This is a genomic window from Shinella sumterensis (assembly GCF_004514425.2).
GTDB lineage: Bacteria > Pseudomonadota > Alphaproteobacteria > Rhizobiales > Rhizobiaceae > Shinella > Shinella sumterensis.
Genome location: NZ_MYFN02000002.1, coordinates 62,325 through 87,559, shown reverse-complemented (window position 1 = coordinate 87,559; position 25,235 = coordinate 62,325). Strand labels below are relative to the sequence as shown.

The window sequence follows — 25,235 nt, the reverse complement described above, 5'->3', positions numbered from 1 at the left end:
TCCGTTCCTCGCATATAGATAGGCGTTCCGACTGGCCGGGGATTTCCCCCGGCCAGTCGCATTTCCGGAGGTTTCGCCGTGCCGCCGTGGCTTCAACTGATGCTGGACTCGCTTGCGCCCCTGCTCTGGGCCGCGCTCGTCTTCACCATTCCGCTCACCCTTCTTTCCTTCGTGCTCGGCCTGGCGCTCGGCCTGCTGACGGCCGTCGTCCGGCTCTTTGCGCCACGCCCCTTCTCCGACATCGCCCGCTTCTATGTCTGGGTGTTTCGCGGCACGCCGCTTCTGGTGCAGCTCTTCGTCATTTTCTACGGCCTGCCGAGCGTCGGCATCCTGCTCGATGCCTTCCCCGCAGCACTCATCGGCTTCACCCTGAATGTCGGCGCCTATACGTCCGAAATCATCCGCGCCGTCATTTCTTCTGTTCCCCGCGGACAGTGGGAGGCGGCCTATTCTATCGGCATGACGTGGTCGCAGGCCATGCGCCGCACGATCCTGCCGCAGGCCGCCCGCGTCGCCGTGCCGCCGCTCTCCAACACCTTCATCTCGCTGGTGAAGGATACGTCTCTTGCAGCCGCCGTCACCGTGCCGGAGCTCTTCCAGACGGCGCAGCGCATCGTCGCCACCACCTATGAGCCGTTGATCCTCTATATCGAGGCAGCCCTGATCTATCTGGCGCTGAGCTCGGTTCTTTCGGCGCTGCAAGTGCGGCTGGAGAAGCGTTTTGCCCGCTATGGCGGCTTCCTGGAGGCCAGGACATGATCGAACTCGAACACATCGAAAAGCGCTTCGGCGACAACCATGTCCTGCGCGACATCAGCCTTCAGCTGGCCGAAGGCAGCGTGACGGCCCTGGTGGGACCCTCGGGCGGCGGCAAGAGCACGCTGCTGCGCTGCATCAACCTCTTGGAAATCCCGACCTCGGGTTCGATCCGCCTCGGCACCGAGAAGATCGATTTCGTCCCCGGAAAACCGGTGGGCTGGGATGCCATCCAGAAGCTGCGCCGCCAGACCGGCATGGTGTTCCAGAACTTCCAGCTCTTCCCGCACCAGACCGCCATCGGTAATGTCATGGAAGGTCTCGTCACCGTATTGAAATGGCCGGCCGACAAGGCCCGCGCCCGCGCGATGGAACTCCTGGAAAAGGTCGGCATGGCACACAAGGCGGATGCATGGCCGGCAACGCTTTCCGGCGGCCAGCAACAGCGCGTGGCGATTGCACGTGCGCTTGCGCCATCGCCCCGCGTCCTGCTCTGCGACGAACCCACTTCAGCGCTCGATCCCGAGCTGGCGGAAGAGGTGGTCGAGGTCCTGAGCCGCCTTGCGCGCGAAGGCACGACGATGGTGATGGCCACCCATGACCTGCGCCTTGCCTCGCGGGTGGCCGATACGGTGGTTTTCCTCGATGGGGGCATCGTGGTGGAACAGGGCGGGCCGCGCGGCATCTTCTCGACGCCGCAACAGGAACGCACGAAGAAGTTCATTGCATCCTTGAGCGCGCCACACAGTTACGACATCTAGAGGACACGCCGCCTCACGTTACGGTAGCGATGAAATTACCTTGTAACAGTTGCATCGGCCGGGCGATTCAAGCAGAGTGGTCTGGATTATTATGACCACGACATGCCCCGGGGCATGATCACGGTGGAGAAAGCTCTCATGAACAAGAAGACCCCCAATCCGATCGACGTGTTCGTCGGGTCCCGTGTACGCCTGCGCCGCCTGATGGTCGGCATGAGCCAGGAAGCCCTTGCAGACCGCCTCGGCGTGACGTTCCAGCAGGTGCAGAAGTACGAGAAGGGCACGAACCGCATCAGCGCCAGCCGTCTCCAGGCCATTTCGGATGTCTTCCGTGTGCCGCCGAGCTTCTTCTTCCAGGATGACGACACTGCGGGTGCGACCACGGGCGCCGGCCACGATACCGGTGACGTCTCCACCTTCGTCTCGTCGAAGGAGGGCCTCGACCTCAACCGCGCCTTCCTGAAGATCGAGGACGCAGGCGTGCGCAAGTCGATCATCTCGCTCGCCACCGCGCTTTCCAAGGCCAGCGAACTGTCGGGCGAACGCACGGAGACCGCGCCGGAACAGCGGATCTGATTGCCGCATGCCGGCCCGGCTGAAGACGCTTGGCCATCTACGCCTGCTCGATGAGAGCGGTGAGGATATCGTCTTCCCGGAAAAGGCGCTGCTGATCCTGAGCTATCTTACAGCGCGCGGCCTGCCGGACATACCGCGGGCCGACGCTGCCGCCCTGTTCTGGGACGACACCAATCCGACTGCCGCCTATGCCAGCCTGCGGCAGACCCTATCGCGCGTGCAGAAGCGCCAGCGCGAACTTGCGCGCAGCTTCCTCACGATTACCGACGGCACGATCGCGCGCGGCCCTGAAGCCATCGAGAGCGATCTCGATGCGATAGACGGGAATGCCCCGCTCACGCTGCTTGCCGAACGGCTCACCGAAGACTTTCTGAAAAACATTCGGCCGGTCACGCAGACCCTGGCCAAGTGGATTGCCCTGCAAAGGGCGTCCCACATGGCCCTGCTGCGAGACGCCTTGCTCGACAGGAGCCGGCAGCAGGCCGATGTCCCGCGTCAGGTTCGGTCCGCCGCGGCGTTGCGGCTGCTGGAAACGAATCCCGACGACGATGAGGTCCGCAGCGTCCTGACAGGCCGCGTCGTTACGCGCCCTGCCATCATGACTGTGCAGCAGCCCTCCGCTTGTCTGCCCGTTCAGGACCATATCGAGGTGGTGCCGGCCCGCCAGAACCCGCCGCGCATCGTCCTGCTGCCGCCTGCCACGAACCACTCGTCGCGCGCGGCCACCGGGTTTTCCGAAGCCCTCATCGAGGATGTGACGATCGGGCTTTGCGCGTTGCGGTCCATATCGATCATCGCGCCGCACACGGCCGCACAGATTGCCGGCCAGACGGATCGCGCGGCGACCTATGAGCGCCACAAGATCAGCTACATCCTCGAGACCCGGTTGCGGGACGAAGGGGCCGGCCACACGCTCTTTGCCCAGTTGATCTTCTTCGGCAGCGACGAGGTGATCTGGGCCGAACGATTCCCGCTATCATCGGATGGCCTCTTGCGGTCGCGCCAGATGATCGCCCACCGGATCGCCGGCGCAATCGCCACGGGGATCGAGGACAACGAACTGGTGCGCAACGACTACGAGGGCGATGCGAATGCCTATCGCAACTTCCTGCTCGGCCAGGGCCAGCTGAAAAACCTCGACCTGCGGGATATCCGTCGTGCCCGCAAGAGCTTTCGCGACGCCCTGCAATTGCAATCCGGCTTCGCGCCCGCACTGAGCGGCCTTGCCCGCAGCTTCTTCCTCGAATGGCTGGTGACGGCCCGGGGCGACGAGGCGCTTCTCCATCAGGCCGAAATCCACGCGCAGGATGCCATTCACGCCGATGACCGTCTGCCATCCGGATACCGTGAACTCGGCGTCGTCAAACTCTATTCCCGGCAGTTCGATGAAAGCGCGCACTATCTGGACCGCGCCGAGGCGCTCAGCCCGCATTATGCCAATGTCATCGCGAGTTATGCCGACACGCTTGTCCAGGCTTCGCGGCCGGATGACGGATTGAAGAAGATCGAGCACGCGATCGAACTCAATCCTCTCCCGCCCGACGAATATTTCTGGACGGCCGCGGGCGCCGCCTACTCGCTCGGGCGATATGAAGAAGCGCTCGCCTATATTTCACAGATGAAGGATAAGGATCCGGTACACCGGCTTTCGGCTGCCTGCTGGGCCATGCTCGGCGACATCAAGAAGGCGCGGCTCTTCGTTCGGCGTACCTATGACATCAATCCGAATTTCGACTTCGATGCCTGGATGGCGGTGGTGCCGATCAAGGAAGAATGGCACCGGCAGCACTACCGCGAGGGCTTGAAAAAAGCAGGTTTCAAGTAGGCGTTTATCACCAAGTGAAAAGGAAAGATTTAAATGGCTAAAATCGTTGTACTCGGCGTGGAAGGTGACGACGGTCTCTGGATTGCGGATCTCGATGCCGGAACCGTATCCAAGATCACGTCGCCCGCAACCGGCGACCTGAAGGCGGCCGACGATCTGCGCAAGGCCGGCGCCGTCGTCGTCAAGGGCGTCAATCTCGCGGCGCTCGCCAAGTCGGCCGATTCCGTTTCCGGCGGCTTCCTCGACGTTTCCGGCGGTTTCCTGGACAACTAAGCCGGTGCCGCATTATTCGGACCGCATCTGCGGCCCCGAACAGACCTGGAGCCGGATCGAGGCCTTGCTGCCTCGGTTCGGCATCACCCGCATCTCCCGCCTCACGGGGCTGGACCAGCTCGGCATCCCCGTCTGGAATGCCGTGAACCCGAACGCCCGCTCGATCGTCATCAATCAGGGCAAGGGCATCTCCGATATCGATGCGAAAGTATCCGCCGCCATGGAGGCGCTGGAACGGGCGATCGCAGGCGAGCCGCTCGCGCCCAGCCGCTTCGCTGCGCGGCGGGATTTCGCCGAGGCGGGTGAAATCTGCCTGCCGCTCGATATCTTCATCTCGACCGGTCAACCGTTCCTGAGCGAGGACGAAACGCTGGACTGGCTCGCAGGCCGCGATGTCGTGACCGGCGAGCGTATCTGGGTTCCGAAGGAAGCAGCCTGCCTGGACAGGACCGACTTCACACCGCGCTTCTGGCAATCCTCCGATGGCCTCGCCTCGGGCAACTCGGAAACGGAGGCGGTGCTGCACGGCCTGCTCGAACGCGTCGAGCGCGATGCCGATCGCCTGTGGCGCCTGCTGCCGCGGGAAAAACGCCTGTCGACCGCCATCGATCCTGCCGCTTTCGCCGATCCCGTCATCGACGACCTTATCAGCCGTTTTCACCAGGCGGGGCTGGCCTTGCGGCTGTTCGACGTGACCAGCGACCTCGGCATTCCCACCTATGCTGCCGTGCTTGGCAATGCCGGGCTCGCCTGCAAAAGGCAGCCGCTCTTTCATGATGTGACGATCGGTTACGGCACGCATCCCGTCTCGGCCCGAGCCGCGATCCGCGCGCTTACGGAAGTCGCGCAATCACGCCTTACCTATATCAGCGGCGCACGCGACGACCTGTTCGCGGAAACGTTCAACCGGCCGCTGGCCGCCGAAACGCTCGCCCTGTTCGACGCCGCGCCGGGGGCGCCCACCCATTACGCCGCGCCGGAGGGCGACGCCGCAGCGCTGCTCGACTGGGTTCTGGAAAAGCTTGCCGCGGCGCAAATCGCGCCCATCATCGCCGTGCCGCTCGGCGATCCCGCCTTGCCGATCTCCGTCGTCAAGGTCGTCGTGCCGGGCCTCGAGAGCCCGGAAGGTGCGAGACGCCAGAGCATCGGCGTCCGGGCGCTGTCGCGCATGGCCTTTGCACCATCATGAAAATCCTCTTCGCCGGCCCCAGCCTGCCCGATGCCGCCACGCTCTGCGGCGACGTCATGAATGTCCGCCCGCCTGCCGTTCACGGCGACGTTCTGGCGGCCGTGCGCGCCGGCGCAACGGCAATCGGCATCATCGACGGCGGCTTCGAACATGTCGCGCCCGTCTGGCACAAGGAAATCCTGTATGCCTTGCAGGAAGGCGTTGCCGTCTTCGGCGCAGCCAGCATGGGCGCCCTGCGCGCCGCCGAATGCGCTGCCTTCGGCATGGTGGGCATAGGACGGATCTACGAGGATTATGCGAGCGGACGCCGGTTGGACGATGCCGATGTCGCGATCCTGCATGGCCCGGCGGAACTCGGATATCCCGCGCTTTCCCTCCCGCTCGTCAATGTCGATGCGACGCTCGACCGGCTGGAGGCGGATCGAACGATCGCCGCGCCTGAGGTTGCAAACCTTCGCGACGCCGCGCGCCGGATTTTCTACAAGGAGCGCACATGGTCCGCGATCCTCAAGACGCGTGAAAACGGGATGCCCTGGACGGCCACGACACAACTCCTGACCGAGCGGACCGTGAACCAGAAACGCGCGGACGCCCTGGCGCTGGTGCGGGAAATGACACTTTGGACAAGCGAAAAGGCCGAAAAACGCGGTGATTGGACGTTCCGCGCCACGTCGCTGTGGCGTATGGCGGCAGATCAATCTTAAACCGCTTTCGTCATACAATTTCGCATTCCGCGTGTGTCACGCCGGAGTCACGCGCCAAAGCCGGTCGCCACGCCTATACTCACAGGCAGGGGTAAAGTTCGACGCGGCGGGGGCCAGCACGTATGAAAATCGATACGATCGAAATGGAAGACCGCGGCGCGGAACTGATGGCGCTGGCGCGAATGCTCGCCTTCGCCGTGGAGACCGCCAAAGGCCTCGACGTCGAGGCCGTCGAATATTGCCTCGACACGGCACTGCGGGCTGTGCTGAACGAGATCGACGAACCGTCCCGCATCATGCTGACGTCGAACGACATCATGCTGATGAACCGGTCCGCCCTCTGCTGAGCACGAATGCAAAGGCCGGACCGGCCGCCCATACCGCGATAAAGACCTGTCACGCCCTTTCCTAGGCCGGCCGTACCGTTTATCGGAGACGGGCGTGCATTGCGGCGCGTCGACGGAGAGCGGTATGACGGAGATGCCCGGATGAGCGCACTTGCGGCCTATGGCGGCCTTTTCCTGGCCGCCTTCATCGCCGCCACCATCCTTCCGGCACAATCCGAAGCGGTGCTCGTCGGCCTTCTAGCCGCCGGCAGCCGTTCACCCAGCCTTTTGATCATCGTCGCGGGAACGGGCAACGTGCTCGGCTCCGTCGTCAACTGGCTGCTTGGCCGTGGCATCGAGCGATACCGCCATGCGCGCTGGTTCCCCGTCAACGCCGCAAGCCTCGAGCATGCCGGAAACTGGTATCGCAAATACGGCTGGTGGAGCCTGCTTCTCAGCTGGGCACCGATCATCGGCGATCCCCTGACGGTGGCCGCCGGCATCATGCGCGAGCCGTTTTTCCGTTTCCTGCTCGTCGTCTCCATCGCCAAGTTCGGCCGCTACCTCCTGCTCGCCGCCATCGTTCTCCACTGGCTCTGATTTTTTTTTGGCAGCCGATGGAATGGAAGCCGCGCGGCTCTCGTATATTGGGGCATGAACGCAAAGACACCCGGCTTCAACGTGATCGGACAGCTTGCGGCGCTCAGGCGCTACGCACTTTCGCTCGTCCGCAATCCGGATGATGCCGAGGACCTCGTACACGACGCGCTGGTGAAGGCTTATGAGCGGCAGGGCACATTCCGCACCGGCGCGAATGTCCGCAACTGGCTGATGTCGATCCTGCACAATGCGCATGTGGACCGCTTGCGCCAGCGCCGTTCGATGCAGCGCCGCCACGATGGTGCGGCCGAAATCGCCGAGACCGCGATACCGGCCAGTCAGGATCATTCGGTGCGCCTCACGCAGCTGCGCAACGCCTTCTTCACGCTTCCCGAAGAGCAACGCGCGGCCCTGCACCTCGTCGCCATCGAGGAGCTTTCCTACCAGGAAGCGGCGACCGCCCTCGGCATTCCCGTGGGAACGCTGATGTCACGCGTTGCCCGGGCGCGCGAACGCCTGCGCACATTCGAACAAAGCGGCCCGTCCGCGACCGTCACGCATCTCAGGATTGTCGGAGGCACTGGCGATGACCAGCAATGACCCCATCCTCGAAGCCGATCTCAACGCCTATGTCGACGACCAGCTGGCCGTCGGACGGCGCATCGAGGTAGAGGCCTACCTGTCCGAGCGCCCGGCCGTCGCCGCGCAGATCATGAAGGACCTGCGCGTGCGCGACGAACTGCGCCTGGCGCTTGCAGACCACCGCACCGTGATCCGGCAGGAGACGCGGGAGGCCGCGCGCCAGCTGGAGCGTTCGCTGTCACGCCGCCGCATCCTTGCGGTCTTCCGCCGGGCTGCCGCGATCGCGCTCTTCGTCGCGGCAGGCTGGGTCGCGCATGCCGTCTTCGGCCCCTTCGGCGCGACCGAGGTCATCGCCTCGATGCAGCCGCCGGCCTTCGTGGAGGAAGCGGTGCGCGCCCACCGGACGACGCTTCTGCGCGACACGATGGCATCGCAGCCGGAGACGGAAACGTTCGACCGTGCGGAAATCCGTTCGGCGACCGCCATCGTCCTGCCCGACCTGCCGAAAGGCTGGACTGTCCTCGATACGCAGGTCTTCCCCTCGGCCTATGGCCCGAGCGTCGAGCTGGTGCTTCAGCCGGAGGCGAACGAACGCCTCTCGCTCTTCGCCGTGCGCCCGGGCTCGTTTGCCGTGCAGCATGTCCTGCTGTTCCACGCCGACAATGCCAAGGCCGCCTACTGGCAGATCGGCGACGTCGCGTATGCCCTGGTGTCCGAAAGCCGCAAGGCCGACGACCTGACGCAAACCGCGCGCGAACTTTCGCGCACGCTCTACTGATCAACCGTTTCCACAAGGAGATATGAGATGGAACCCGTACAACAGCGATTTGGCTACGGCGCACAGGCGCAGTCCGCTGCCCTCTTCGACGAAGGCCTGCGCCAGCACATGCTGCGCGTCTACAACTACATGGGCGCCGGCCTTGTTATCACCGGCCTCGTTGCCTTCATCGTCGGCTCCACGCCGGCGCTCTACGTGCCGATCTTCTCGTCGCCGCTCAAGTGGGTGGTGATGCTGGCGCCGCTCGCCTTCGTCTTCTTCTTCTCGTTCAAGATCCAGACGATGTCGGCCAGCACGGCACAGATAACCTTCTGGGCGTTCTGCGCCGTCATGGGCCTCTCGCTCGCATCGGTGTTCCTCGTCTTCACCGGCATGAGCATCGCGCGCACCTTCTTCATCGCCGCAACCATGTTCGGCGCCACGAGCCTTTACGGCTATGTGACGAAGCGTGACCTGTCGAAGTTCGGCTCGTTCCTGATCATGGGCCTGATCGGCGTCGTGATCGCTTCGATCGTCAACATCTTCCTGGGCTCCAGCGCCCTGCAGTTCGCGATCTCCGTGATCGGTATCCTCGTCTTCGTCGGCCTGACGGCCTGGGATACGCAGAACATCAAGGAACAATATGCGGAGAACATCGACCAGGAATCCCAGCAGAAGATGGCCGTGTTCGGCGCGCTCTCGCTCTACCTGAACTTCGTCAACATCTTCCAGCTGCTGCTGAATTTCACGGGCGAACGCGAGTAGTAACCAGAGCGGCTGACTCTTGATCAGCGGGTCTGATTGAACGGCGAGGCATAACCTCGCCGTTTCTTTTTGCCTGCAACCAGGACACAGCCACCCCCGTCATCCTCGGGCTTGACCCGAGGATGACGGGGGAAGCTGCAGGCATCATTTGCACGCGAATCAGTAAGCGTTACGTTACACAAATAACCCCGTTGACAAATCAGCCCATAGCGTTTTTGCTTAAGGCATTCACCAGGGGGGTCCCGACAAGGGGCTGAGATACTGCTGGCTTTCGCAGCGCAGTGACCCGTTGAACCTGATCCAGTTCATACTGGCGTAGGGACGGTGCAAGCGCTGTGGCAGGATATCCGTGAAGCCGGATTCCGTGTGTGGCGTCCTTCCATCATTCCGGCTCTAGGACTGGGTCTCCAAACCGAACTTGGAGCCTCACGATGAATATTGCCGCCCAGAAGCTTACCCCGACCGTCACGACCGGCGCCCTGCCCGCCTCGCGCAAGATCCACATTGCCGGCGAACAGCATCCTGAAATCCGCGTGCCGATGCGCGAGATTTCCCTCCACCCGACCTCCGGTGAACCGCCCGTCATCGTCTACGACGCCTCGGGTGCCTATACCGACCCCAACCACATCGTCGCCATCGAAAGCGGCCTGCCGCGGTTGCGCGAAAGCTGGATCTCCGCACGTGGCGATACCGAAGACTATGACGGCCGCCACATCCGCCCGGAAGACAATGGTTTTGCCACCGGCGAGCGGCTGACCCCGGAATTTCCGGTCCGCAACCGCCCGCGCCGGGCGAAGGATGGCAAGGCCGTGACCCAGCTTGCCTATGCCCGCGCCGGCATCATCACGCCGGAGATGGAATTCATCGCCATCAGGGAAAATCTCGGCCGCAAGGCCGCGAAGGATGCGCTCGTTCGCGACGGCAACAGTTTCGGCGCGCATATTCCCGATTTCGTCACGCCGGAATTCGTCCGCCAGGAGGTCGCCAGCGGTCGGGCGATCATTCCCGCCAACATCAACCACCCGGAAGCCGAGCCGATGATCATCGGCCGCAATTTCCTGGTCAAGATCAACGCCAATATCGGCAATTCCGCCGTTACCTCCTCCATGGCCGAAGAGGTCGAGAAGATGGTCTGGGCGATCCGCTGGGGCGCCGATACCGTCATGGACCTGTCGACCGGCCGCAACATCCACAACATCCGCGAATGGATCGTTCGCAACGCGCCGGTTCCGATCGGCACCGTGCCGCTCTATCAGGCGCTCGAGAAGGTCAACGGCATCGCCGAGGACCTGACCTGGGAAGTCTTCCGCGACACGCTGATCGAGCAGGCGGAGCAGGGCGTGGACTACTTCACCATCCACGCCGGCGTGCGGCTGCATTACATCCCGCTGACCGTCAACCGTGTCACCGGCATCGTCTCGCGCGGCGGCTCGATCATGGCCAAGTGGTGTCTTCATCACCACCGCGAGAGCTTCCTCTACGAGCATTTCGAGGAAATCTGCGACATCTGCCGCGCCTATGACGTCTCCTTCTCGCTCGGCGACGGCCTGCGCCCCGGCTCGATTGCCGATGCCAACGATGCCGCGCAGTTCGCCGAACTCGAAACGCTCGGCGAACTCACGCAGATCGCCTGGGCTAGGGATTGCCAGGTCATGATCGAAGGCCCCGGCCATGTGCCGATGCACAAGATCAAGGAGAACATGGACAAGCAGCTGAAGACCTGCGGCGAGGCGCCGTTCTACACGCTCGGCCCGCTCACCACCGATATCGCGCCCGGCTACGACCACATCACGTCCGGTATCGGCGCGGCGATGATCGGCTGGTTCGGCACGGCCATGCTCTGCTATGTCACGCCGAAGGAACATCTCGGCCTGCCCGACCGCAACGACGTGAAGGTGGGTGTCATCACCTACAAGATCGCCGCCCATGCTGCCGATCTCGCCAAGGGGCATCCGGCGGCGAAGATCCGCGACGACGCGCTGTCGCGCGCCCGCTTCGAATTCCGCTGGGAAGACCAGTTCAACCTCTCGCTCGACCCGGAAACGGCCCGCTCCTACCACGACGAGACGCTGCCCAAGGAGGCGCACAAGGTGGCGCATTTCTGCTCCATGTGCGGTCCGAAATTCTGCTCCATGCGCATCTCCCACGACATCCGTGCCGAAGCGCAGAAGGAGGGACTGGAGGCGATGGCGGCGAAGTTCCGCGAGGGCGGCGACCTCTACATGCCGCTTGGCACGACACCCGCGGGAGAATGACCATGCGCATCCTGGTCAAAGGGGCCGGCGTCGCCGGCCTCACCGTCGCATGGCAGCTTTACCGCCATGGCTTCGACGTCACTGTGCAGGAAAAGGCCGGCGCTGTCGGCACCGGCGCGTCCGGTTTTGCCGGCGGCATGCTGGCGCCGTGGTGCGAGCGCGAGAATGCCAAAGAACCGGTGCTCTCGCTCGGACGAATGGCGGCCGACTGGTGGGAGGCCGCCCTGCCCGGGCAGGTCCAGCGTCGCGGAACGCTCGTGGTCGCCGGCGGGCGCGATACGGGCGAACTCGACCGATTCGCCTCGCGCACCACCGGCTGGGAATGGCTGGACGAAGCGGCGATCGGCGCGCTCGAACCGGATCTCGCCGGCCGGTTCCGCAAGGCGTTGTTCTTCCGCGCAGAGGCGCATCTCGACCCGCGCCGGGCGCTCTCCGGCCTGACCGCCGCGCTTGAGGAGGCGCGCATGCGCTTCCTCTTCGGCGACAGCAAGGACAAGGGCGCTTTCGACCGTATCGTCGATTGCACCGGTGCAGCCCGCATCGGCCAGTTGCCGGACCTGCGCGGCGTGCGCGGTGAGATGCTCTATCTCGAGACCGGAGAGATAAACCTCTCCCGTCCCGTCCGCCTCCTCCATCCGCGTCACCCGATCTACATCGTGCCGCGCGAGAAGAACCGGTTCATGGTCGGCGCGACCATGATCGAGACGGATGATGCCGGCCCGGTGACGGCCCGCTCGATGATGGAACTGCTGAACGCCGCCTATGCGCTGCATCCCGCCTTCGGCGAGGCGCGCGTGGCCGAAACCGGCGCGGGTATCCGCCCCGCCTACCCCGACAACCTGCCGCGCGTCACGGCGCTCGGCGACACCGTCCATGTCAACGGCTTTTACCGCCACGGCTTCCTGCTGGCGCCCGCCATGGCGGGCGAGGTGGCCCGGCGCCTGCTGGCGGAAGCCCGGCAACAGGAGAGACTGGCATCATGACCTTAATCATCAACGGCGAGGAACAGGACGTGGCGGCGACGACACTCGCCGCCCTGCTCGATGTCCTCGAATACGAGGGCGAATGGCTCGCGACAGCGGTGAACGGAGAGCTCGTCCACCGCGAGGATCGCGCCGCCTTCACGCTCGGCGAGCGGGACCGGATCGAGATCCTCTCCCCCATGCAGGGAGGCTGACATGCTGAAGCTCTACGACGTTACCGTCCGGTCGCGTCTTCTGCTGGGCACGGCCCGCTACCCCTCGCCCGCTATTCTTGCCGAAGCCGTGCGGCGCTCGAAGACGGAAATCGTCACCGTCTCGCTGCGCCGCGAGACCGCGGGCGGCAAGGCGGGCGGCGCGTTCTTCGAGATGATCCGCGCGCTTGGCGTTCGCGTTCTGCCCAACACGGCGGGATGCCACAGCGTGCAGGAGGCCGTGCTGACGGCGAAGATGGCGCGCGACGTGTTCCGCACCGACTGGATCAAGCTGGAGGTCATCGGCCACCACGACACGCTCCAGCCGGATGTCTTCGGTCTCGTCGAGGCGGCACGCATCCTGACGGCCGAAGGGTTCCAGGTTTTCCCCTACACGACGGACGATCTCGTGGTGGCGGAAAAGCTTCTGGAAGCCGGCTGCCATGTGCTGATGCCCTGGTGCGCGCCGATCGGCTCGGCCATGGGGCCGGTCAATCCGCAGGCGCTGCGCAGCTTCCGGGCGCAATTCCCCGACGTGCCGCTGATCGTCGATGCCGGCATCGGCCGCCCCTCGCATGCGGCAACCGTCATGGAACTCGGTTACGATGCCGTCCTGCTCAACACCGCCGTTGCGAACGCCGGCGACCCGGTCGCCATGGCCGAGGCCTTCGCGCTTGCGCTCGAAGCAGGGCGGCTGGCGCATGCGGCCCGTCCGCTAGAACCGCGCGACATGGCGGTTCCCTCCACCCCCGTCATCGGAAAGGCCGTCTTCGCATGAAACTCGATCCGTTCTACCTGATCGTCGACAGCGCCGACTGGATCGAGCGCCTCGTGCCCATCGGCGTCAAGCTCGTGCAGCTGCGCATGAAGGATGTCTCGGAAGACGACCTGCGCCAGCACATCCGCCGTGCCAAGATCGCCTGCGCCGGGCACGGCTGCGTGCTTGTTATCAACGACTACTGGCAGACCGCCGTCGAAGAAGGCTGCGACTTCGTGCATCTCGGACAGGAGGATCTCGCCGATGCCGATATTACGGCCATCCGCGCCGCCGGCCTGAAGCTCGGCCTGTCGAGCCATGACGAAACGGAGCTGGAAACCGCGCTCGCCGCACAGCCGGACTATATCGCCCTGGGCCCTGTCTGGCCGACGATCCTCAAGAAGATGAAATGGGCGCCGCAGGGCGTGGAACGGCTGAAGACATGGAAGGCGCGCATCGGCACCATGCCGCTCGTCGCCATCGGCGGGCTGAACCCGGACCGGCTTGCGGCGGTGTTCGAGAACGGTGCGGATGTGGCAGCCGTCGTCACCGACATCACGCTGAACGCGGATCCCGAAGCGCGGACGCGTGAATGGATCGAGCGCACGGCACGCTGGCGCTGACCGTCCCCATGCCGAAAAAGGCGGCATCTCCTGCGACAGCACGCCACGCCCGGGACCGCCAGCCTGTTTGATCAACGTCAAAGAAGGCCGCCTCGCGCGGCGGTACCTCTTGCGCAGGAACGAGAGACGTTCGTCATCAAGGAGAACTCCAGTGCGTATCATGGCAAAGAGCATCGTCGGCGCGGCAGCGGTCATCCTGGCATTGGCGCTTCCGGCAGCGTCGGCGGATTTCGAGGTGCACATGCTCAACAAGGGGGCCGCGGGCGCCATGGTGTTCGAGCCGGCCTTCGTGAAGGTCGCGCCGGGGGATACGGTCACCTTCATCCCGACGGACAAGGGGCACAATGTCGAGACGATCAAGGACATGATCCCCGAGGGGGCCGCGGCCTTCAAGAGCAAGATGAACGAGACCTACAAGGTCACCTTCGACAAGGCCGGCGCCTATGGCGTCAAGTGCACGCCGCATGTCGGCATGGGCATGGTTGGCCTCGTAGTCGTCGGTGACGCACCGGCCAATCTCGATGCGGTCAAGACCGGCAAGCTGCCGAAGAAGGCGCGCGAGCGCCTGGATGCCGAGATCGCTGCGGCGGGTCTCTGAACGACTTTCTTTGCGGCGGGGGTTGGGCCCGGTGCGGAGCGATCCGTGCCGGGTTCTCCGTATCAGGGGATAGCAATCGGCCGTTCGGACTTTCACGATGCGAATGATGGGGATTTATATATTTAATTTTCTAATGCCCCTCATGCCTGCTAGCTTTCCCGCCCATACGTCAACGGGATCATGCATGCTGAAATCCGTCCTGCTCTTCGCCTGGCTTTTTCTTGCAGCGCTTTGCCATCCCCTTCTCGCCGCCGGAAACGCCATGACCTCCGACCTTCACAAAGCTGCCGCCGCAAACGACGCTACGGCAATCGCCACGCTTCTGAAAGAGGGAGCGGAGATCGATGCGCGCGATGAGAACGGCGCAACGCCGCTGCTCGTGGCGACGCACGGCAACAAAGTGGAGGCCGCGCGGGCACTGATCGAGGCCGGTGCCGACGTCAACGCCAAGGACGCGATCAGCGACAGCCCCTATCTGTATGCCGGCGCACGCGGTCACCTCGACATCCTCAACCTGACACTCAAACACGGCGCCGACCTCAAGAGCATCAACCGCTATGGCGGCACCGCCCTCATCCCCGCCGCCGAGCGCGGGCATGTCGAAACGGTCGACACGCTCATCAAGGCCGGTGTCGATGTCGACCACGTAAACCGCCTCGGCTGGACGGCGCTTCTGGAAGCGATCATCCTCAGCGATGGCGGCCAGCGCCATGTCGATATCGTCGACCTGCTGATCAAGGCAGGCGCGAACGTCAATCTTGCCGACAATGACGGCGTGACGCCGCTCGCCCATGCCCGCAGCCGCGGCTACGCCGCCATCGTGGCGCTGCTGGAAAACGCCGGCGCGACGTGACGGCTGCATGAAGCGCGCAAGCGCTTCCACGACAAACTGAAAACACGCAACACCAAGGGCCTGAGACGACGATGCAACGCAGCTACTATTCCTCCCTCGGCGGCCACCCGCCGCAAAGCGACCTTCTGACCGGACGCGCCGTGTTCACCGAGGCCTATGCGGTGATCCCGAAGGGCGTGATGCAGGACATCGTCACCAGCTACCTGCCCTTCTGGAACGACACGCGGCTCTGGGTCATAGCCCGCCCGCTCTCCGGCTTCGCCGAAACCTTCTCGCAATACATCATGGAAGTGGCACCGGGCGGCGGCAGCGACCGGCCGGAACAGGACCCCGAGGCCGAAGGCGTGCTGTTCGTCGTCGATGGCGCGGTGGAACTGACGCTGCCATCCGGCACGCATGTTCTACAGCCGGGCGGCTACGCCTTCCTGCCGCCGGGCCTGAAATGGTCGCTGCACAATCGCTCAGGCGCGCATGCCCGCTTCCACTGGATCCGCAAGGCCTATGAGGCCGTCGAAGGCCTGCCGCATCCCGAGCCGCTGATCCTGAACGACAAGGACGTCACGCCCAACGCCATGCCGGGCACGAACGGCGCCTGGGCGACGACGCGCTTCGTCGACCCCTCGGACCTGCGCCACGACATGCATGTCACGATCGTCACGCTTCAGCCGGGCGCCGTCATCCCCTTTGCCGAAACGCACGTCATGGAACATGGCCTCTATGTGCTGGAGGGCAAGGCGGTCTATCGCCTCAATCAGGACTGGGTGGAGGTCGAGGCAGGCGATTTCATGTGGCTGCGCGCCTTCTGCCCGCAGGCCTGCTACGCCGGCGGCCCCGGCCCGTTCCGCTATCTCCTCTACAAGGACGTCAACCGCCACATGGCGCTCCGGCCCGGCGGCCTTCGCCGCTGACATCAGCCGATCCGATCCAGCCCGCGCCATTCCCGGCGCGGGTTTTTCACGGCGTCGACGGCATGGCCTGCGGATAGGATCGCGGGTCGAGGCGCAGGTAAAGCAAGGCGGTCACCAGCACACAGCCGAGATGCAGCGCCCAGCCGGCGGCAAACCCGCCCGTCCGGTTGTGCAGCACGGCCATGGCGTAAGGCCCGAGCGCCGCGACGAGAAAGCCGCCGCCCTGCATCAGCGCCGCCAGCGCACCGGCCTGTTCAGGGCGCGGCAGATGATCGAGCGCCGCAACGATGGCGAGCGCGAAACCGCCGCCGAGACCCGCACCGCACAGGCCGGCCCAGACCACCGGCGCGAAAGAGGGAAAGGCCGACAATCCGGCAAACCCCATGGCCTGCAATGCGATCGTGAGAAACAGCCACGGGCGGCGATCGATCGTGCTGCGTGCGAGCACCGGTAGCCCCAGGGCGGCAAAAGCCTGACAGACGGCCATGACCGCGACGAGGCTGCTGCTGTCGCCGCTCGTCCAGCCCTGCGCCTGGTAATAGGGCGAGAGCCAGGCGATCATCGACGTGTAGCCGGCATTGACGAGGCCGAACGCCGCCATCAGCAGCCAGGTGCGCGGCCGTCTCAACAGGTGCCGCGTGAGCGCGCCGTCCGGCATGCGCGAGCGAACGTCCGGGAGGATACGCCAGGCCGCAACGAGTGCGATCGCCACCGGCACCGCGAGCCAGGCGAGCGCCGCCCGCCAGCTGTAACCCGCCTGCATGAAGGCCGGCATCAGCCGCGCCCCGAAGGCGCCGCCCGTCATGATCATCGCGGAGTAGAGGCCCGTCACGACGGGCACGCTGGCGGGGAAGGACGCCTTGATGATGCCCGGAAAGGCCGCCTGTATGAAGGCGACGCCGATGCCGCACAGCGCCGCGGTCAGGATGAGGGACACGCCGTCATGGGCGGCGAGACGCAACGCGGAGCCGGCAAGAAGAACGAGGAGCGCAGCCAGCAGACCACGGCGCGTTCCGATCCGCGCCTGTAAACCCGGCGCGGCGAAGGCGCCGAGCCCCATCAACACCATCGGAAGCAGGGTGAGCATGGCGATACCGCCGTAGCCCAAGCCCGTATCGGCGACGATGTCGGCAAGCAGCGGCGCCGGCGCGGCAAGGAACGGCCGCAGATTGAGCCCGATCAGGACAACCAGCACCAGCATGGCGATATCAGGTCCGGGGCGTGGCTGCGTCATGTCCGGTGTCTCGTCTGAATGGATGCGCCCGGAGAATGTCTCCGGCCGATCGGACAGCGCTACCATTCGCTTGAATCATGCGCAAATTAGATGTTCAGATAGATATCATTCCCGATTGCGATGGAGATGCCATGCTCGATCCGCGCCTTCTCCGGGCCTTCGTGGCCATTGCCGATTCCGGCAGCTTCACGGCCGCGGCCGATCGGCTGCACATGACCCAGTCGACGATGAGCCAACAGATCGCGCGTCTCGAAGAAGCCATCGGGCGCCCTCTGGTCGATCGCGCCGCGCGCCCGGTGCACCTCACCGTCACGGGCGAGCGCCTGCTCGGCCATGCCCGGCGGATCCTGACACTGCAAACGGAGGCGCTGACGCTGGCGGCGGAGATGTCCGGAACGACGTCCGTGCGCATCGGCATGCCTGATGATATCGCGACACCCGAAATGGCCCGCGCTTTCGCCGCCTTCACGCGACGACACAAAGAAGCGCGCCTGGATGTCACGACCGGCCTGCGCTCGGATCTGACGCGACGCTACCGTTCCGGCGAACTGGATATCGTCGTTCTGAAGGAAGACACGCCCAGTCCGGACAGCTGGGCAAGCTTCGTCGAACCCATCGCCTGGTTCACCGCGGGCGACGCGCCATTGGAGCAATCCGATCCCGTGCCGCTTGTCACCTTCCCGCCGGGCGGGCTCTATCGCGACGCGATGTTCGAAAGGCTGGAGCGCAAGAGCCGGCGCTGGTACGTCGCCTTTACCTCCGCCAGCCTGCGCAATGTGCTGATGGCGGTGGAAGCCGGGCTCGGCCTGTCGCTCCTGCCAATCGATGCGACGAAGGGATGGCGCGTCGCGCAGGTCGACGATATCGGCCCCGAGCCACCGGTCGTCGCGTCACTTTATGCATGGGAGCGCACCGGTATCGTCGGCGAGCTCGCCCACGAGGTGCTCGATATCCTCAAGCGGCACTTCCAACGCCCGTGAGACGGTAAGGAGCTAGCGCAGCAGGCCCTGCCCGCCATCGATCCACAAGGGCGTACCGGTGATGTGGCGCGCCTTGGATGAGGCGAGAAACAGGATGGCATCAGCGACATCATCCGCCGTTCCCGGCTTGCCGTGCGAAACGGGGATATCGCCTTCCGGCCAGATGACGGGGATGCCCGAGGTTCCCGCCCCCCGCTGCTCCGTATTTTCATCGATGCTGGTCTCGATTGCGCCGGGACAGACGGCATTGACGCGAACACCGTCCTTGCCGAGCTCGAGCGCAAGCTGCTGCACCATGGCGAGCTGCGCGGCCTTGGTCGCAGAATAGGCAAGCGCACCGGGCGTCGTGAACGTACGGGTCCCGTTGATCGATGAGACGACGATGATCGAACCTTCGGCAGCCTTCCTCAGATAGGGTACCGTCAAATGGAGCGTCAGGAAGGTGCCGCGCAGATTGATGGCAATGGTTTCGTCCCACTCGGACGGTTTCAGATCATCCACCGGCGCCCAGACACCATTCACACCCGCATTGGCGACCACGATATCCACGCCACCGAAAGCATCGACGAGAGCCTCCACTGCTTCGCGCATGGCGCTTTCATCCTTGACATCCGCAACGAGCGGCAAGGCCGACCCGCCAAGCGCACGGATCTCCAACGCGACATGCTCGATCTCCTCTGCGGTTCGCCCGAGAATGCCGACGCTGGCGCCGTGACGGGCAAAGGCATGGGCGGATGCCCTGCCGATCCCGGAACCACCGCCGGTGACCAAGGCGACCTTGTCGGCAAAGAGCATGGCTGTTCCTTTCCCAAACGCGTAGCAACGAACACAATGTCCCGCAGGCGTGTGGGTTCCCGAAATTATCGCGGAACCAAGCCGTATCCGTAGCGTTAGGGTCCGTAATCAACCTTCCGCAGGAGTGCACCGTGCGTCAGAAAAAGAAGCCGCTCGCCCGCAAACCCGAAGTTGATCGCGAGGCGGACCCCCGCAAGGCTTATGCAAGGCGCAACGCGCTTGAGCCGCAGGTCATGATGCCACATCGCTCCGACATGCCGCTTGCCCGTCCGGAAAAGGACGAAGTCGTCGTCCCCGCCATGGTGACGGGAAAAAGCCTCATCAGCGGACGTCACTGAGAGGGCCGGCAGATGCAGGTAAAGGACGTCATGTCCGCGCAGATCGTCACGGTCTCGCCCAGCGACACCGCGCAGTCGGCGGCCCGGTTGATGCTTGAAACCGATGTGGGGGCGCTGCCCGTCGAGGTGCCGGGTGTCGGCGCCATCGTCGGCATCATCACGGATCGCGACATCGTCGTGTCCGTCCTCGCACGCGGTTTGTCCACCTCGACCACGATTGCGGAATTCATGACGGTTTCACCCGAGGTCTGCGATGAACGGGACGACACCGACACCGTTGCCGAGCGCATGCGTGAGCGCGGTGTGCGACGCCTCGTGGTGGTGAACGCGGACCACCGTGTGGTCGGCATCGTGAGCCTTGTCGATCTGTCCGCGGGCGGAGCCGGGAAGGAGAAATGGCAATGACGATCTTCCCCACCGACCGCCTGTGGGACGAAGCCGTGGTGCTCGAGGGCGAAAGGCAGGTGCTGCGCGTTCAGAGCACGCGCGACGCGCTGCTGTGCCTCAAGAACCATTGGCCGGTGGATCGCACCGATGCGGTTTCCGAAGCCATGAGCGCGTGCGAACGGGGTCTAGGGACCGATGACGACCCCTCGCTCGCCCGGCAAGCCTTGATCGAGGCAGCAAAGGAGGCGGGTTTCCGGGTCAATTCCTGGACAACGACATAATGACGCAGTGAGGCGGAGGCATAATCCGCAATAGACTGAAGACCGGCATGATAAAAATCACCGCCATCCGAAGGGACAAGTTCGTGAGCGAAGAACGTCAGGAATGGATCAACAAGCGTGCCTACAGCCTGTGGGAACAGCATGGCCGCGAGCATGGCCACGATCGGGAGCACTGGGAACAGGCGACACGGGAGCGTGATGAACTCGAGCGCATCGCTTTGCCGCATCATCTCAAGAAGACCGGATCGGGCGAGGTCGATGATGCGACCCGAAAGGCTATAAACGTCACCCGAAACACATCGCCCGCCCCGCCGAAGAAATCCAAGCCCACCATAGGCCGCGGCAACGTCGTCTAACTGAACGCCTCTTAAGCAAAAACACCGACTGCGGGAAACCCAGTCGGTGTTTTTCCATGTCTCTTCTAAAATGGGCGATCAGGCCGGTTCGAAGGCGACGACGCTGGCGCCATAGACCACGGCGGGGCTTTCGGCGGGATGCTCAGCAAAGCCTTCCTCCGCCGCGCCGGTGTCCAGCACACGCTTCCACGCCTGGATCCCGTTCACGTCCGGCAGCGTGACCTCGCAGTCTCCACCCGCGTTGAAGACCAGGAAGAGCTGGTCGGAACGCTCGTCGTCGACAGACTTGCAAAGGAAGAGCCCGAGCGTGCGCAACTCGTCATCCTGCCACGTGGCATCGTCCATGGCCGCCCCGTCCGGACGGTACCAACCGATCTCCACTGTACCGTCCTCGGCGGGTTCGCCCGTCAGGAACCGCTCCTGTCGAAGGGCGGGGTGAGCCTTGCGGAAGGCGATCGCACCCTTGCAGAATGCCAGGAACGGATCGTCCACGCCGCTCCAGTCGGTCCAGCCGATTTCGTTGTCCTGGCAATAGGCGTTGTTGTTGCCGCCCTGGCTGTTGCCGAGTTCATCGCCGCCAAGCAGCATCGGCACACCCTGGCTTAGCATCAGCGTCGCGATCATGTTGCGCCGGCGGCGATCGCGTGCGTCCCGGATACCCTGATCGTCCGTCGGGCCTTCCGCGCCCATATTGTGCGAGTGATTGTCGGAATGGCCGTCGCGGTTTTCCTCGCCATTGGCATCATTGTGCTTGTTGTCGTAGGAAACCGTGTCCATGAGGGTGAAACCGTCATGGGCGCTGAGAAGATTGACCGACGACGTTGCGCCGCGGTCTGAATGATTGAACTGCTGCGCAGACCCGGTAAGGCGTGCGGCGACGCCTGGCACGAGCCCGCCGTCGCCCTTCCAGAAGCGGCGGACGTCGTCGCGGTACTTGTCGTTCCATTCGCGGAATGGATGGGGAAAGCCGCCGACCTGATAGCCGCCGTCACCGACATCCCAGGGTTCCGCGATCAGTTTCACGCCTGACAGGATCGGGTCCTGCCGGATTGCGTCGAAGAAGGTCCCTTCGCGGTCGAATTCGATGTGCCGTGTACGGCCGAGCGTGCTGGCGAGGTCGAACCGGAAACCGTCGACATGCATCACGCCAACCCAGTAACGCAGGCTGTCCAGCACCATGCGCAGCACCATGGGATGCGCGATGTTGACCGTATTGCCCGTGCCCGTCGTATCGTAGGAGTGACGCGGATCGTCGGGCGAAAGACGATAGTAGCTGAGATTGTCGAGGCCGCGGAAGCTCAGGGTCGGGCCCCGCTCGGAACCCTCGGCGGTGTGGTTATAGACCACGTCCATGATCACCTCGATGCCGGCCGCGTGGAAGCGTTTCACCATCGTCTTGAATTCGGTGACGGCGCCCGCCGAAAGGAAGCGCGGTTGCGGGGCGAAGAACCCGAGCGTCTGGTAGCCCCAGTAATTGCGCAGGCCTTTTTCCAGGAGGAACCGGTCATCGGGGAAATACTGGATCGGCAGCAGTTCGATTGCGGAAATGCCGAGATCGACGAGATGTTCGATAACGGGATCGCTCGCCATGCCGAGGAAGGTGCCGCGCAGCTCATCCGGGACACCCGGATGGGTCATCGTCAGCCCGCGCACGTGCGTTTCGTAGATGATGGTCTCGGTCCATGGCCGGCGAATGGCGGAATCCCCGGCCCAGTCGAATTCCAGATCCTGCACCACGCCCTTGACCATGAAGGGCGCGCTGTCGCGATCATCGAAGGACAGATCCTCCTGGGGATCGCCGACCTTGTAGCCGTAGAGCGCATCGTCCCACTGGAGTTCTCCCATCACCTGCTGGGCATAGGGATCGAGCAGCAGCTTGTTGGGGTTGAAACGGTGCCCGGCCTTTGGATCGTAGGGCCCGTGGGCCCGGTAGCCGTAGACCGCGCCGGGCCGTAGTCCCGCGATGTAACCGGACCACACATCGCCCTCACGCTTCGGCAGCGCCAGACGCGCGGTCTCCTCTTTTCCATCATCGCTGAAAAGGCAAAGCTCGACCTGTTCCGCATGGGCGGAGAAGACCGCAAAATGCGTGCCCTCGCCCGTAAAGGCGGCCCCGAGCTCCGGTTTCATGAAATCGAGCTCGGAAAACGAATAACTCATGTCGTGTGTCCCCTTCATTCGGCCGGCGGCATCGCGGGGGAGTCAGGTGCCGCCCAGCGCGAAGTCCCGAGGAAGTTTAAATGTGCTCGTGTGCGGTTCTGCTGGAGGCAGTCGAAAGAGCGATGGTGCAACGCGAAAAGAGCGAGATTGTTCCGGAACCTTTAAGGCCGGCCCCGGTTGCAGCCCTGCCCTGAAACGAAAGGAAGGCTGCGATGTCACCATCACCGACGCGACGAACCTGGGGGCCGAGCATGATGGAGGATGGGCATGTAAGGTTTCGGCTGTGGGCGCCGGCCGAGGATAGGGTCACGCTCATTGCGGGCGGACATGAGATCGCCATGCACGCACAGGCGGATGGATGGCACGAAGTCGAGACCGACCTTGTGAAGCCCGGTTCCCCCTACCTTTACCGCCTGGCGGACGACAGTGAAATCGCTGATCCGGCCTCCCACGCCCAGCTGGCCGATGTTGAAGGCCCCTCGATCGTTACGGATCACGAAAGCTACGCCTGGCGCCACGCAGGCTGGAAAGGACGGCCCTGGGAAGATGCCGTCATCTATGAACTTCATATCGGCACGTTCACGCCGCAGGGGACCTTTCGCGCGGCGATAGACCACCTGCCGCACCTGCACGATATCGGCATTTCGGCCATCGAAATCATGCCGGTCGCCCATTTCTCCGGCCGGCGCGGCTGGGGCTATGACGGCGTGCTGCATTACGCGCCGCATCCCGCCTATGGCACGCCCGATGACCTGAAGGCGCTGGTCGATGCGGCGCACGACCATGGCATCATGGTGCTGCTCGACGTGGTCTACAATCACTTCGGTCCGGTCGGAAACATGTTGCACCGCATCGCGCCTCCCTTCTTCCACCCCGAACGCCACACGCCCTGGGGCGCGGCACTCGCCTTCGAACGGGAACCGGTACGGCGCTATTTCATCGACAACGCGCTGCACTGGCTGCTCGACTATCGCTTCGACGGCCTGCGCTTCGACGCCACCGAGGAGATCGTCGATGAAAGCAACCATCATGTGCTGCTCGAAATGGCCGCCACCATCCGGCAGACCGTGACCGACCGGCAGGTTCATCTCGTCGTCGAGGATCAGGCGAAACGCAAGAGCCTGCTGAACCGTGACGGCGGCAATGTCCATCATTACACGGCCGCCTGGAACGACGTGTTCCACCACGCGCTGCACATCATCGCCACCGGGGAAGACGGCGGCCACTATGCCAAATATCGTGATAACACCGATGACGTGCTGCGCCGGGCGACTGCCCGGGGCTTCGTCTCGGAGGATCGGGAAAGCGACCGGGTCGGCCCGTTGCCGCAAAAGCCGCTGCCGCAGCAGGTCAACGTCAATTTCCTGCAAAACCACGACCAGGTCGGCAACCGCGCCTTTGGCGAGCGCCTGCTGACGCTGACCGATCCCGCGCTGTACCGGGTGATGAGCGCGCTCCTGTTTCTGGCCCCGCCCGTGCCGCTGCTCTTCATGGGCGAGGAATTCGGTGAGCGCCGCCCATTCCACTTCTTCGCGGATTTCGATGGCGAGCTTGCCGAAGCGACACGCGCGGGCCGTATCGACGAAGCCGAGAATTTCGGCGGCCTGTCCGATGGGAAGACGGCGGACGACCTGCCGGATCCGAACGACGAGCAGACCTTCCTCGCGTCAAAGCTCGACTGGAACCATGCCGCATCGCCGGAAGGGCAGCGGCATGGCGCGTTCGTACGCTCTCTCATCCGGCTTCGACAGGCAAAGATCAGGCCGCTGCTCGCCGAGGGCGAAGCGCCTGAACCGTCCATCCTCGCTTCAGACCCCGGAACTCTCGCGATAGACTGGCACTTTGCCGAAAAAACCCTCTCCATTCGCGCGAACCTCACCCACGACAAACGGAACTGGCCATCCTCGTCAGGCGAGACGGTTTTCGAAATTCCGGCTGTTGGTGACGCCGGTCCTTCCATTGCCGTCTCGATCCGCCCGACGTGACAGAACGGGAACCAAACCCCCGGTTGATCTGTTTACATCGGGAATTCGAGCACGAGGCCGCCATGCAGATCCACGAGATCATGAGTCGTCACATCCACCTCGTCCGGCCGGAGGAAACGTTGCAGTCTGCCGCGAGTATCATGGCTGAGTGCGATGTCGCCTTTCTGCCGGTGGTTGATGCAAGCGGCCTCGTGGGCACGTTGACCGATCGGGATGTGATCCTGAGGGCCGTCGCCCCCGGCTTGAATGCCGAAGCCACCCTCGTCTCCGACATCATGACGACGGATATCACCTACTGTTTCGATGACGAGTCCGCCCGTACCGTATTGGCCAACATGCAGGCGCTGCATCTGCGCCGGATCGCCGTGCTCGACCGGCAGAACCGGTTGGTCGGCGTCGTTTCGCGGACGGATTTCGCCCGACACGGCCTCTAGAAG

The 25,235-nt window shown here is 64.1% G+C and carries 30 protein-coding genes and 1 riboswitch; of the genes, 27 read left to right on the top strand and 3 right to left on the bottom strand.

Translation table 11 applies throughout. From position 1 onward, the window contains the following. Nucleotides 1-78 precede the first annotated feature (78 nt). From B5M41_RS04250 to B5M41_RS04155, 20 genes are all read left to right on the top strand, one after another. Nucleotides 79-759 carry an ABC transporter permease subunit gene (locus B5M41_RS04250; RefSeq protein WP_134646127.1) on the top strand — a complete coding sequence of 227 codons (681 nt, stop codon included), beginning with the start codon at nt 79-81 and terminating at the stop codon, nt 757-759. Then, nucleotides 756-1,517, top strand: a complete 762-nt coding sequence (locus B5M41_RS04245) for an amino acid ABC transporter ATP-binding protein (RefSeq protein ID WP_134646129.1) — start codon at nt 756-758, stop codon at nt 1,515-1,517. Before B5M41_RS04250 ends, B5M41_RS04245 begins: the two co-directional genes overlap by 4 nt. Nucleotides 1,518-1,655: 138 nt before the next feature. Continuing rightward, complete coding sequence (locus B5M41_RS04240) at nt 1,656-2,093, top strand: helix-turn-helix domain-containing protein (protein WP_134646131.1); 438 nt, start codon at nt 1,656-1,658, stop codon at nt 2,091-2,093. Nucleotides 2,094-2,100: 7 nt separating this feature from the next. Next, complete coding sequence (locus B5M41_RS04235) at nt 2,101-3,918, top strand: hypothetical protein (RefSeq protein WP_134646133.1); 1,818 nt, start codon at nt 2,101-2,103, stop codon at nt 3,916-3,918. 33 nt (nt 3,919-3,951) lie between these two features. Next, the gene (locus B5M41_RS04230; protein ID WP_134646135.1) at nt 3,952-4,191 is read left to right on the top strand and encodes a hypothetical protein; all 240 of its coding nucleotides are present in this window, start codon (nt 3,952-3,954) and stop codon (nt 4,189-4,191) included. 4 nt (nt 4,192-4,195) lie between these two features. Further along, nucleotides 4,196-5,380 (top strand): YcaO-like family protein, encoded by a 1,185-nt coding sequence (locus tag B5M41_RS04225; protein WP_134646137.1) that lies wholly within the window; start codon nt 4,196-4,198, stop codon nt 5,378-5,380. Further along, complete coding sequence (locus tag B5M41_RS04220) at nt 5,377-6,084, top strand: TfuA-like protein (protein ID WP_134646139.1); 708 nt, start codon at nt 5,377-5,379, stop codon at nt 6,082-6,084. The genes B5M41_RS04225 and B5M41_RS04220 overlap by 4 nt, the downstream gene beginning before the upstream one ends. Before the next feature lie 122 nt (nt 6,085-6,206). Continuing rightward, on the top strand, nt 6,207-6,431 hold the full coding sequence (locus tag B5M41_RS04215; protein ID WP_134646141.1) for a hypothetical protein: 225 nt from the start codon (nt 6,207-6,209) through the stop codon (nt 6,429-6,431). A 141-nt stretch (nt 6,432-6,572) separates the two neighbouring features. Further along, entirely contained in the window at nt 6,573-7,010 is a 438-nt protein-coding gene (locus B5M41_RS04210; RefSeq protein ID WP_134646143.1) for a YqaA family protein, read from the top strand. A gap of 54 nt (nt 7,011-7,064) precedes the next feature. After that, nucleotides 7,065-7,610: a sigma-70 family RNA polymerase sigma factor gene (locus B5M41_RS04205; RefSeq protein WP_134646145.1), complete on the top strand. Its 546-nt coding sequence runs from the start codon at nt 7,065-7,067 to the stop codon at nt 7,608-7,610. Beyond that, entirely contained in the window at nt 7,597-8,370 is a 774-nt protein-coding gene (locus B5M41_RS04200) for an anti-sigma factor family protein (protein ID WP_134646147.1), read from the top strand. Before B5M41_RS04205 ends, B5M41_RS04200 begins: the two co-directional genes overlap by 14 nt. A 27-nt stretch (nt 8,371-8,397) precedes the next feature. Beyond that, nucleotides 8,398-9,114, top strand: coding sequence for a Bax inhibitor-1/YccA family protein (locus tag B5M41_RS04195; protein WP_134646149.1), 717 nt, complete (start codon nt 8,398-8,400; stop codon nt 9,112-9,114). 223 nt (nt 9,115-9,337) lie between these two features. Further along, nucleotides 9,338-9,454: riboswitch (TPP riboswitch) on the top strand. 91 nt (nt 9,455-9,545) lie between these two features. After that, nucleotides 9,546-11,369 (top strand): phosphomethylpyrimidine synthase ThiC, encoded by a 1,824-nt coding sequence (gene thiC, locus B5M41_RS04190; protein ID WP_134646151.1) that lies wholly within the window; start codon nt 9,546-9,548, stop codon nt 11,367-11,369. A 2-nt stretch (nt 11,370-11,371) separates the two neighbouring features. Continuing rightward, nucleotides 11,372-12,352 (top strand): glycine oxidase ThiO, encoded by a 981-nt coding sequence (gene thiO, locus B5M41_RS04185; RefSeq protein ID WP_134646153.1) that lies wholly within the window; start codon nt 11,372-11,374, stop codon nt 12,350-12,352. After that, nucleotides 12,349-12,546, top strand: coding sequence for a sulfur carrier protein ThiS (gene thiS / locus B5M41_RS04180; protein WP_134646155.1), 198 nt, complete (start codon nt 12,349-12,351; stop codon nt 12,544-12,546). The genes thiO and thiS overlap by 4 nt, the downstream gene beginning before the upstream one ends. A 1-nt stretch (nt 12,547) precedes the next feature. Further along, nucleotides 12,548-13,321, top strand: a complete 774-nt coding sequence (locus tag B5M41_RS04175; RefSeq protein ID WP_134646157.1) for a thiazole synthase — start codon at nt 12,548-12,550, stop codon at nt 13,319-13,321. Beyond that, a complete protein-coding gene (locus B5M41_RS04170) occupies nt 13,318-13,923 on the top strand; it encodes a thiamine phosphate synthase (RefSeq protein WP_134646159.1) in 606 nt (201 codons plus the stop codon). Before B5M41_RS04175 ends, B5M41_RS04170 begins: the two co-directional genes overlap by 4 nt. Nucleotides 13,924-14,074: 151 nt before the next feature. Continuing rightward, on the top strand, nt 14,075-14,521 hold the full coding sequence (locus B5M41_RS04165) for a pseudoazurin (RefSeq protein WP_134646161.1): 447 nt from the start codon (nt 14,075-14,077) through the stop codon (nt 14,519-14,521). Between the two features lie 184 nt (nt 14,522-14,705). Beyond that, nucleotides 14,706-15,374, top strand: coding sequence for an ankyrin repeat domain-containing protein (locus tag B5M41_RS04160; RefSeq protein WP_230639990.1), 669 nt, complete (start codon nt 14,706-14,708; stop codon nt 15,372-15,374). A gap of 71 nt (nt 15,375-15,445) precedes the next feature. Continuing rightward, nucleotides 15,446-16,282: a bifunctional allantoicase/(S)-ureidoglycine aminohydrolase gene (locus B5M41_RS04155; protein WP_134646163.1), complete on the top strand. Its 837-nt coding sequence runs from the start codon at nt 15,446-15,448 to the stop codon at nt 16,280-16,282. A 46-nt stretch (nt 16,283-16,328) separates the two neighbouring features. Here the strand turns inward: B5M41_RS04155 and B5M41_RS04150 are convergent, their stop codons facing one another. After that, complete coding sequence (locus B5M41_RS04150; RefSeq protein ID WP_134646165.1) at nt 16,329-17,516, bottom strand: cyanate transporter; 1,188 nt, start codon at nt 17,514-17,516, stop codon at nt 16,329-16,331. A gap of 131 nt (nt 17,517-17,647) precedes the next feature. Between B5M41_RS04150 and B5M41_RS04145 the strand changes: the two genes are divergently transcribed. Further along, nucleotides 17,648-18,496, top strand: coding sequence for a LysR family transcriptional regulator (locus B5M41_RS04145; RefSeq protein WP_134646167.1), 849 nt, complete (start codon nt 17,648-17,650; stop codon nt 18,494-18,496). A gap of 12 nt (nt 18,497-18,508) precedes the next feature. Here the strand turns inward: B5M41_RS04145 and B5M41_RS04140 are convergent, their stop codons facing one another. Next, nucleotides 18,509-19,291, bottom strand: a complete 783-nt coding sequence (locus tag B5M41_RS04140) for an SDR family oxidoreductase (protein ID WP_134646169.1) — start codon at nt 19,289-19,291, stop codon at nt 18,509-18,511. Nucleotides 19,292-19,422: 131 nt separating this feature from the next. On the opposite strand from B5M41_RS04140, the gene B5M41_RS04135 reads away from it, so the two are divergent. The 4 genes from B5M41_RS04135 to B5M41_RS04120 all read left to right on the top strand — a co-directional run bounded on the left by B5M41_RS04135 (nt 19,423) and on the right by B5M41_RS04120 (nt 20,653). Continuing rightward, nucleotides 19,423-19,629 carry a hypothetical protein gene (locus B5M41_RS04135; RefSeq protein ID WP_134646171.1) on the top strand — a complete coding sequence of 69 codons (207 nt, stop codon included), beginning with the start codon at nt 19,423-19,425 and terminating at the stop codon, nt 19,627-19,629. Between the two features lie 12 nt (nt 19,630-19,641). After that, nucleotides 19,642-20,034, top strand: coding sequence for a CBS domain-containing protein (locus tag B5M41_RS04130; protein ID WP_134646173.1), 393 nt, complete (start codon nt 19,642-19,644; stop codon nt 20,032-20,034). A 2-nt stretch (nt 20,035-20,036) separates the two neighbouring features. Next, the gene (locus tag B5M41_RS04125) at nt 20,037-20,297 is read left to right on the top strand and encodes a DUF982 domain-containing protein (RefSeq protein ID WP_134646251.1); all 261 of its coding nucleotides are present in this window, start codon (nt 20,037-20,039) and stop codon (nt 20,295-20,297) included. Nucleotides 20,298-20,380: 83 nt separating this feature from the next. Then, complete coding sequence (locus B5M41_RS04120) at nt 20,381-20,653, top strand: DUF2934 domain-containing protein (RefSeq protein ID WP_134646175.1); 273 nt, start codon at nt 20,381-20,383, stop codon at nt 20,651-20,653. A 78-nt stretch (nt 20,654-20,731) separates the two neighbouring features. On the opposite strand, the gene glgX is transcribed toward B5M41_RS04120, so the two are convergent. Next, the gene (gene glgX, locus B5M41_RS04115) at nt 20,732-22,813 is read right to left on the bottom strand and encodes a glycogen debranching protein GlgX (protein WP_134646177.1); all 2,082 of its coding nucleotides are present in this window, start codon (nt 22,811-22,813) and stop codon (nt 20,732-20,734) included. A 212-nt stretch (nt 22,814-23,025) separates the two neighbouring features. Between glgX and treZ the strand changes: the two genes are divergently transcribed. Then, on the top strand, nt 23,026-24,798 hold the full coding sequence (gene treZ / locus B5M41_RS04110) for a malto-oligosyltrehalose trehalohydrolase (RefSeq protein ID WP_134646179.1): 1,773 nt from the start codon (nt 23,026-23,028) through the stop codon (nt 24,796-24,798). Between the two features lie 62 nt (nt 24,799-24,860). Next, a complete protein-coding gene (locus tag B5M41_RS04105; RefSeq protein WP_134646181.1) occupies nt 24,861-25,232 on the top strand; it encodes a CBS domain-containing protein in 372 nt (123 codons plus the stop codon). Nucleotides 25,233-25,235 lie beyond the last annotated feature (3 nt).

Bases quoted from the DNA above. Each gene is read 5' to 3' on its own strand.
- B5M41_RS04200 (WP_134646147.1), top strand. From the start codon at position 7,597: ATGACCAGCAATGACCCCATCCTCGAAGCCGATCTCAACGCCTATGTC.
- B5M41_RS04220 (WP_134646139.1), top strand. From the start codon at position 5,377: ATGAAAATCCTCTTCGCCGGCCCCAGCCTGCCCGATGCCGCCACGCTC.
- B5M41_RS04170 (WP_134646159.1), top strand. From the start codon at position 13,318: ATGAAACTCGATCCGTTCTACCTGATCGTCGACAGCGCCGACTGGATC.
- thiC (WP_134646151.1), top strand. From the start codon at position 9,546: ATGAATATTGCCGCCCAGAAGCTTACCCCGACCGTCACGACCGGCGCC.
- thiO (WP_134646153.1), top strand. From the start codon at position 11,372: ATGCGCATCCTGGTCAAAGGGGCCGGCGTCGCCGGCCTCACCGTCGCA.
- B5M41_RS04130 (WP_134646173.1), top strand. From the start codon at position 19,642: ATGCAGGTAAAGGACGTCATGTCCGCGCAGATCGTCACGGTCTCGCCC.
- treZ (WP_134646179.1), top strand. From the start codon at position 23,026: ATGTCACCATCACCGACGCGACGAACCTGGGGGCCGAGCATGATGGAG.
- glgX (WP_134646177.1), bottom strand. From the start codon at position 22,813: ATGAGTTATTCGTTTTCCGAGCTCGATTTCATGAAACCGGAGCTCGGG.
- B5M41_RS04215 (WP_134646141.1), top strand. From the start codon at position 6,207: ATGAAAATCGATACGATCGAAATGGAAGACCGCGGCGCGGAACTGATG.
- B5M41_RS04240 (WP_134646131.1), top strand. From the start codon at position 1,656: ATGAACAAGAAGACCCCCAATCCGATCGACGTGTTCGTCGGGTCCCGT.
- B5M41_RS04145 (WP_134646167.1), top strand. From the start codon at position 17,648: ATGCTCGATCCGCGCCTTCTCCGGGCCTTCGTGGCCATTGCCGATTCC.
- B5M41_RS04230 (WP_134646135.1), top strand. From the start codon at position 3,952: ATGGCTAAAATCGTTGTACTCGGCGTGGAAGGTGACGACGGTCTCTGG.
- thiS (WP_134646155.1), top strand. From the start codon at position 12,349: ATGACCTTAATCATCAACGGCGAGGAACAGGACGTGGCGGCGACGACA.
- B5M41_RS04195 (WP_134646149.1), top strand. From the start codon at position 8,398: ATGGAACCCGTACAACAGCGATTTGGCTACGGCGCACAGGCGCAGTCC.
- B5M41_RS04205 (WP_134646145.1), top strand. From the start codon at position 7,065: ATGAACGCAAAGACACCCGGCTTCAACGTGATCGGACAGCTTGCGGCG.
- B5M41_RS04210 (WP_134646143.1), top strand. From the start codon at position 6,573: ATGAGCGCACTTGCGGCCTATGGCGGCCTTTTCCTGGCCGCCTTCATC.
- B5M41_RS04140 (WP_134646169.1), bottom strand. From the start codon at position 19,291: ATGCTCTTTGCCGACAAGGTCGCCTTGGTCACCGGCGGTGGTTCCGGG.
- B5M41_RS04150 (WP_134646165.1), bottom strand. From the start codon at position 17,516: ATGACGCAGCCACGCCCCGGACCTGATATCGCCATGCTGGTGCTGGTT.
- B5M41_RS04105 (WP_134646181.1), top strand. From the start codon at position 24,861: ATGCAGATCCACGAGATCATGAGTCGTCACATCCACCTCGTCCGGCCG.
- B5M41_RS04175 (WP_134646157.1), top strand. From the start codon at position 12,548: ATGCTGAAGCTCTACGACGTTACCGTCCGGTCGCGTCTTCTGCTGGGC.
- B5M41_RS04160 (WP_230639990.1), top strand. From the start codon at position 14,706: ATGCTGAAATCCGTCCTGCTCTTCGCCTGGCTTTTTCTTGCAGCGCTT.
- B5M41_RS04245 (WP_134646129.1), top strand. From the start codon at position 756: ATGATCGAACTCGAACACATCGAAAAGCGCTTCGGCGACAACCATGTC.
- B5M41_RS04235 (WP_134646133.1), top strand. From the start codon at position 2,101: ATGCCGGCCCGGCTGAAGACGCTTGGCCATCTACGCCTGCTCGATGAG.
- B5M41_RS04155 (WP_134646163.1), top strand. From the start codon at position 15,446: ATGCAACGCAGCTACTATTCCTCCCTCGGCGGCCACCCGCCGCAAAGC.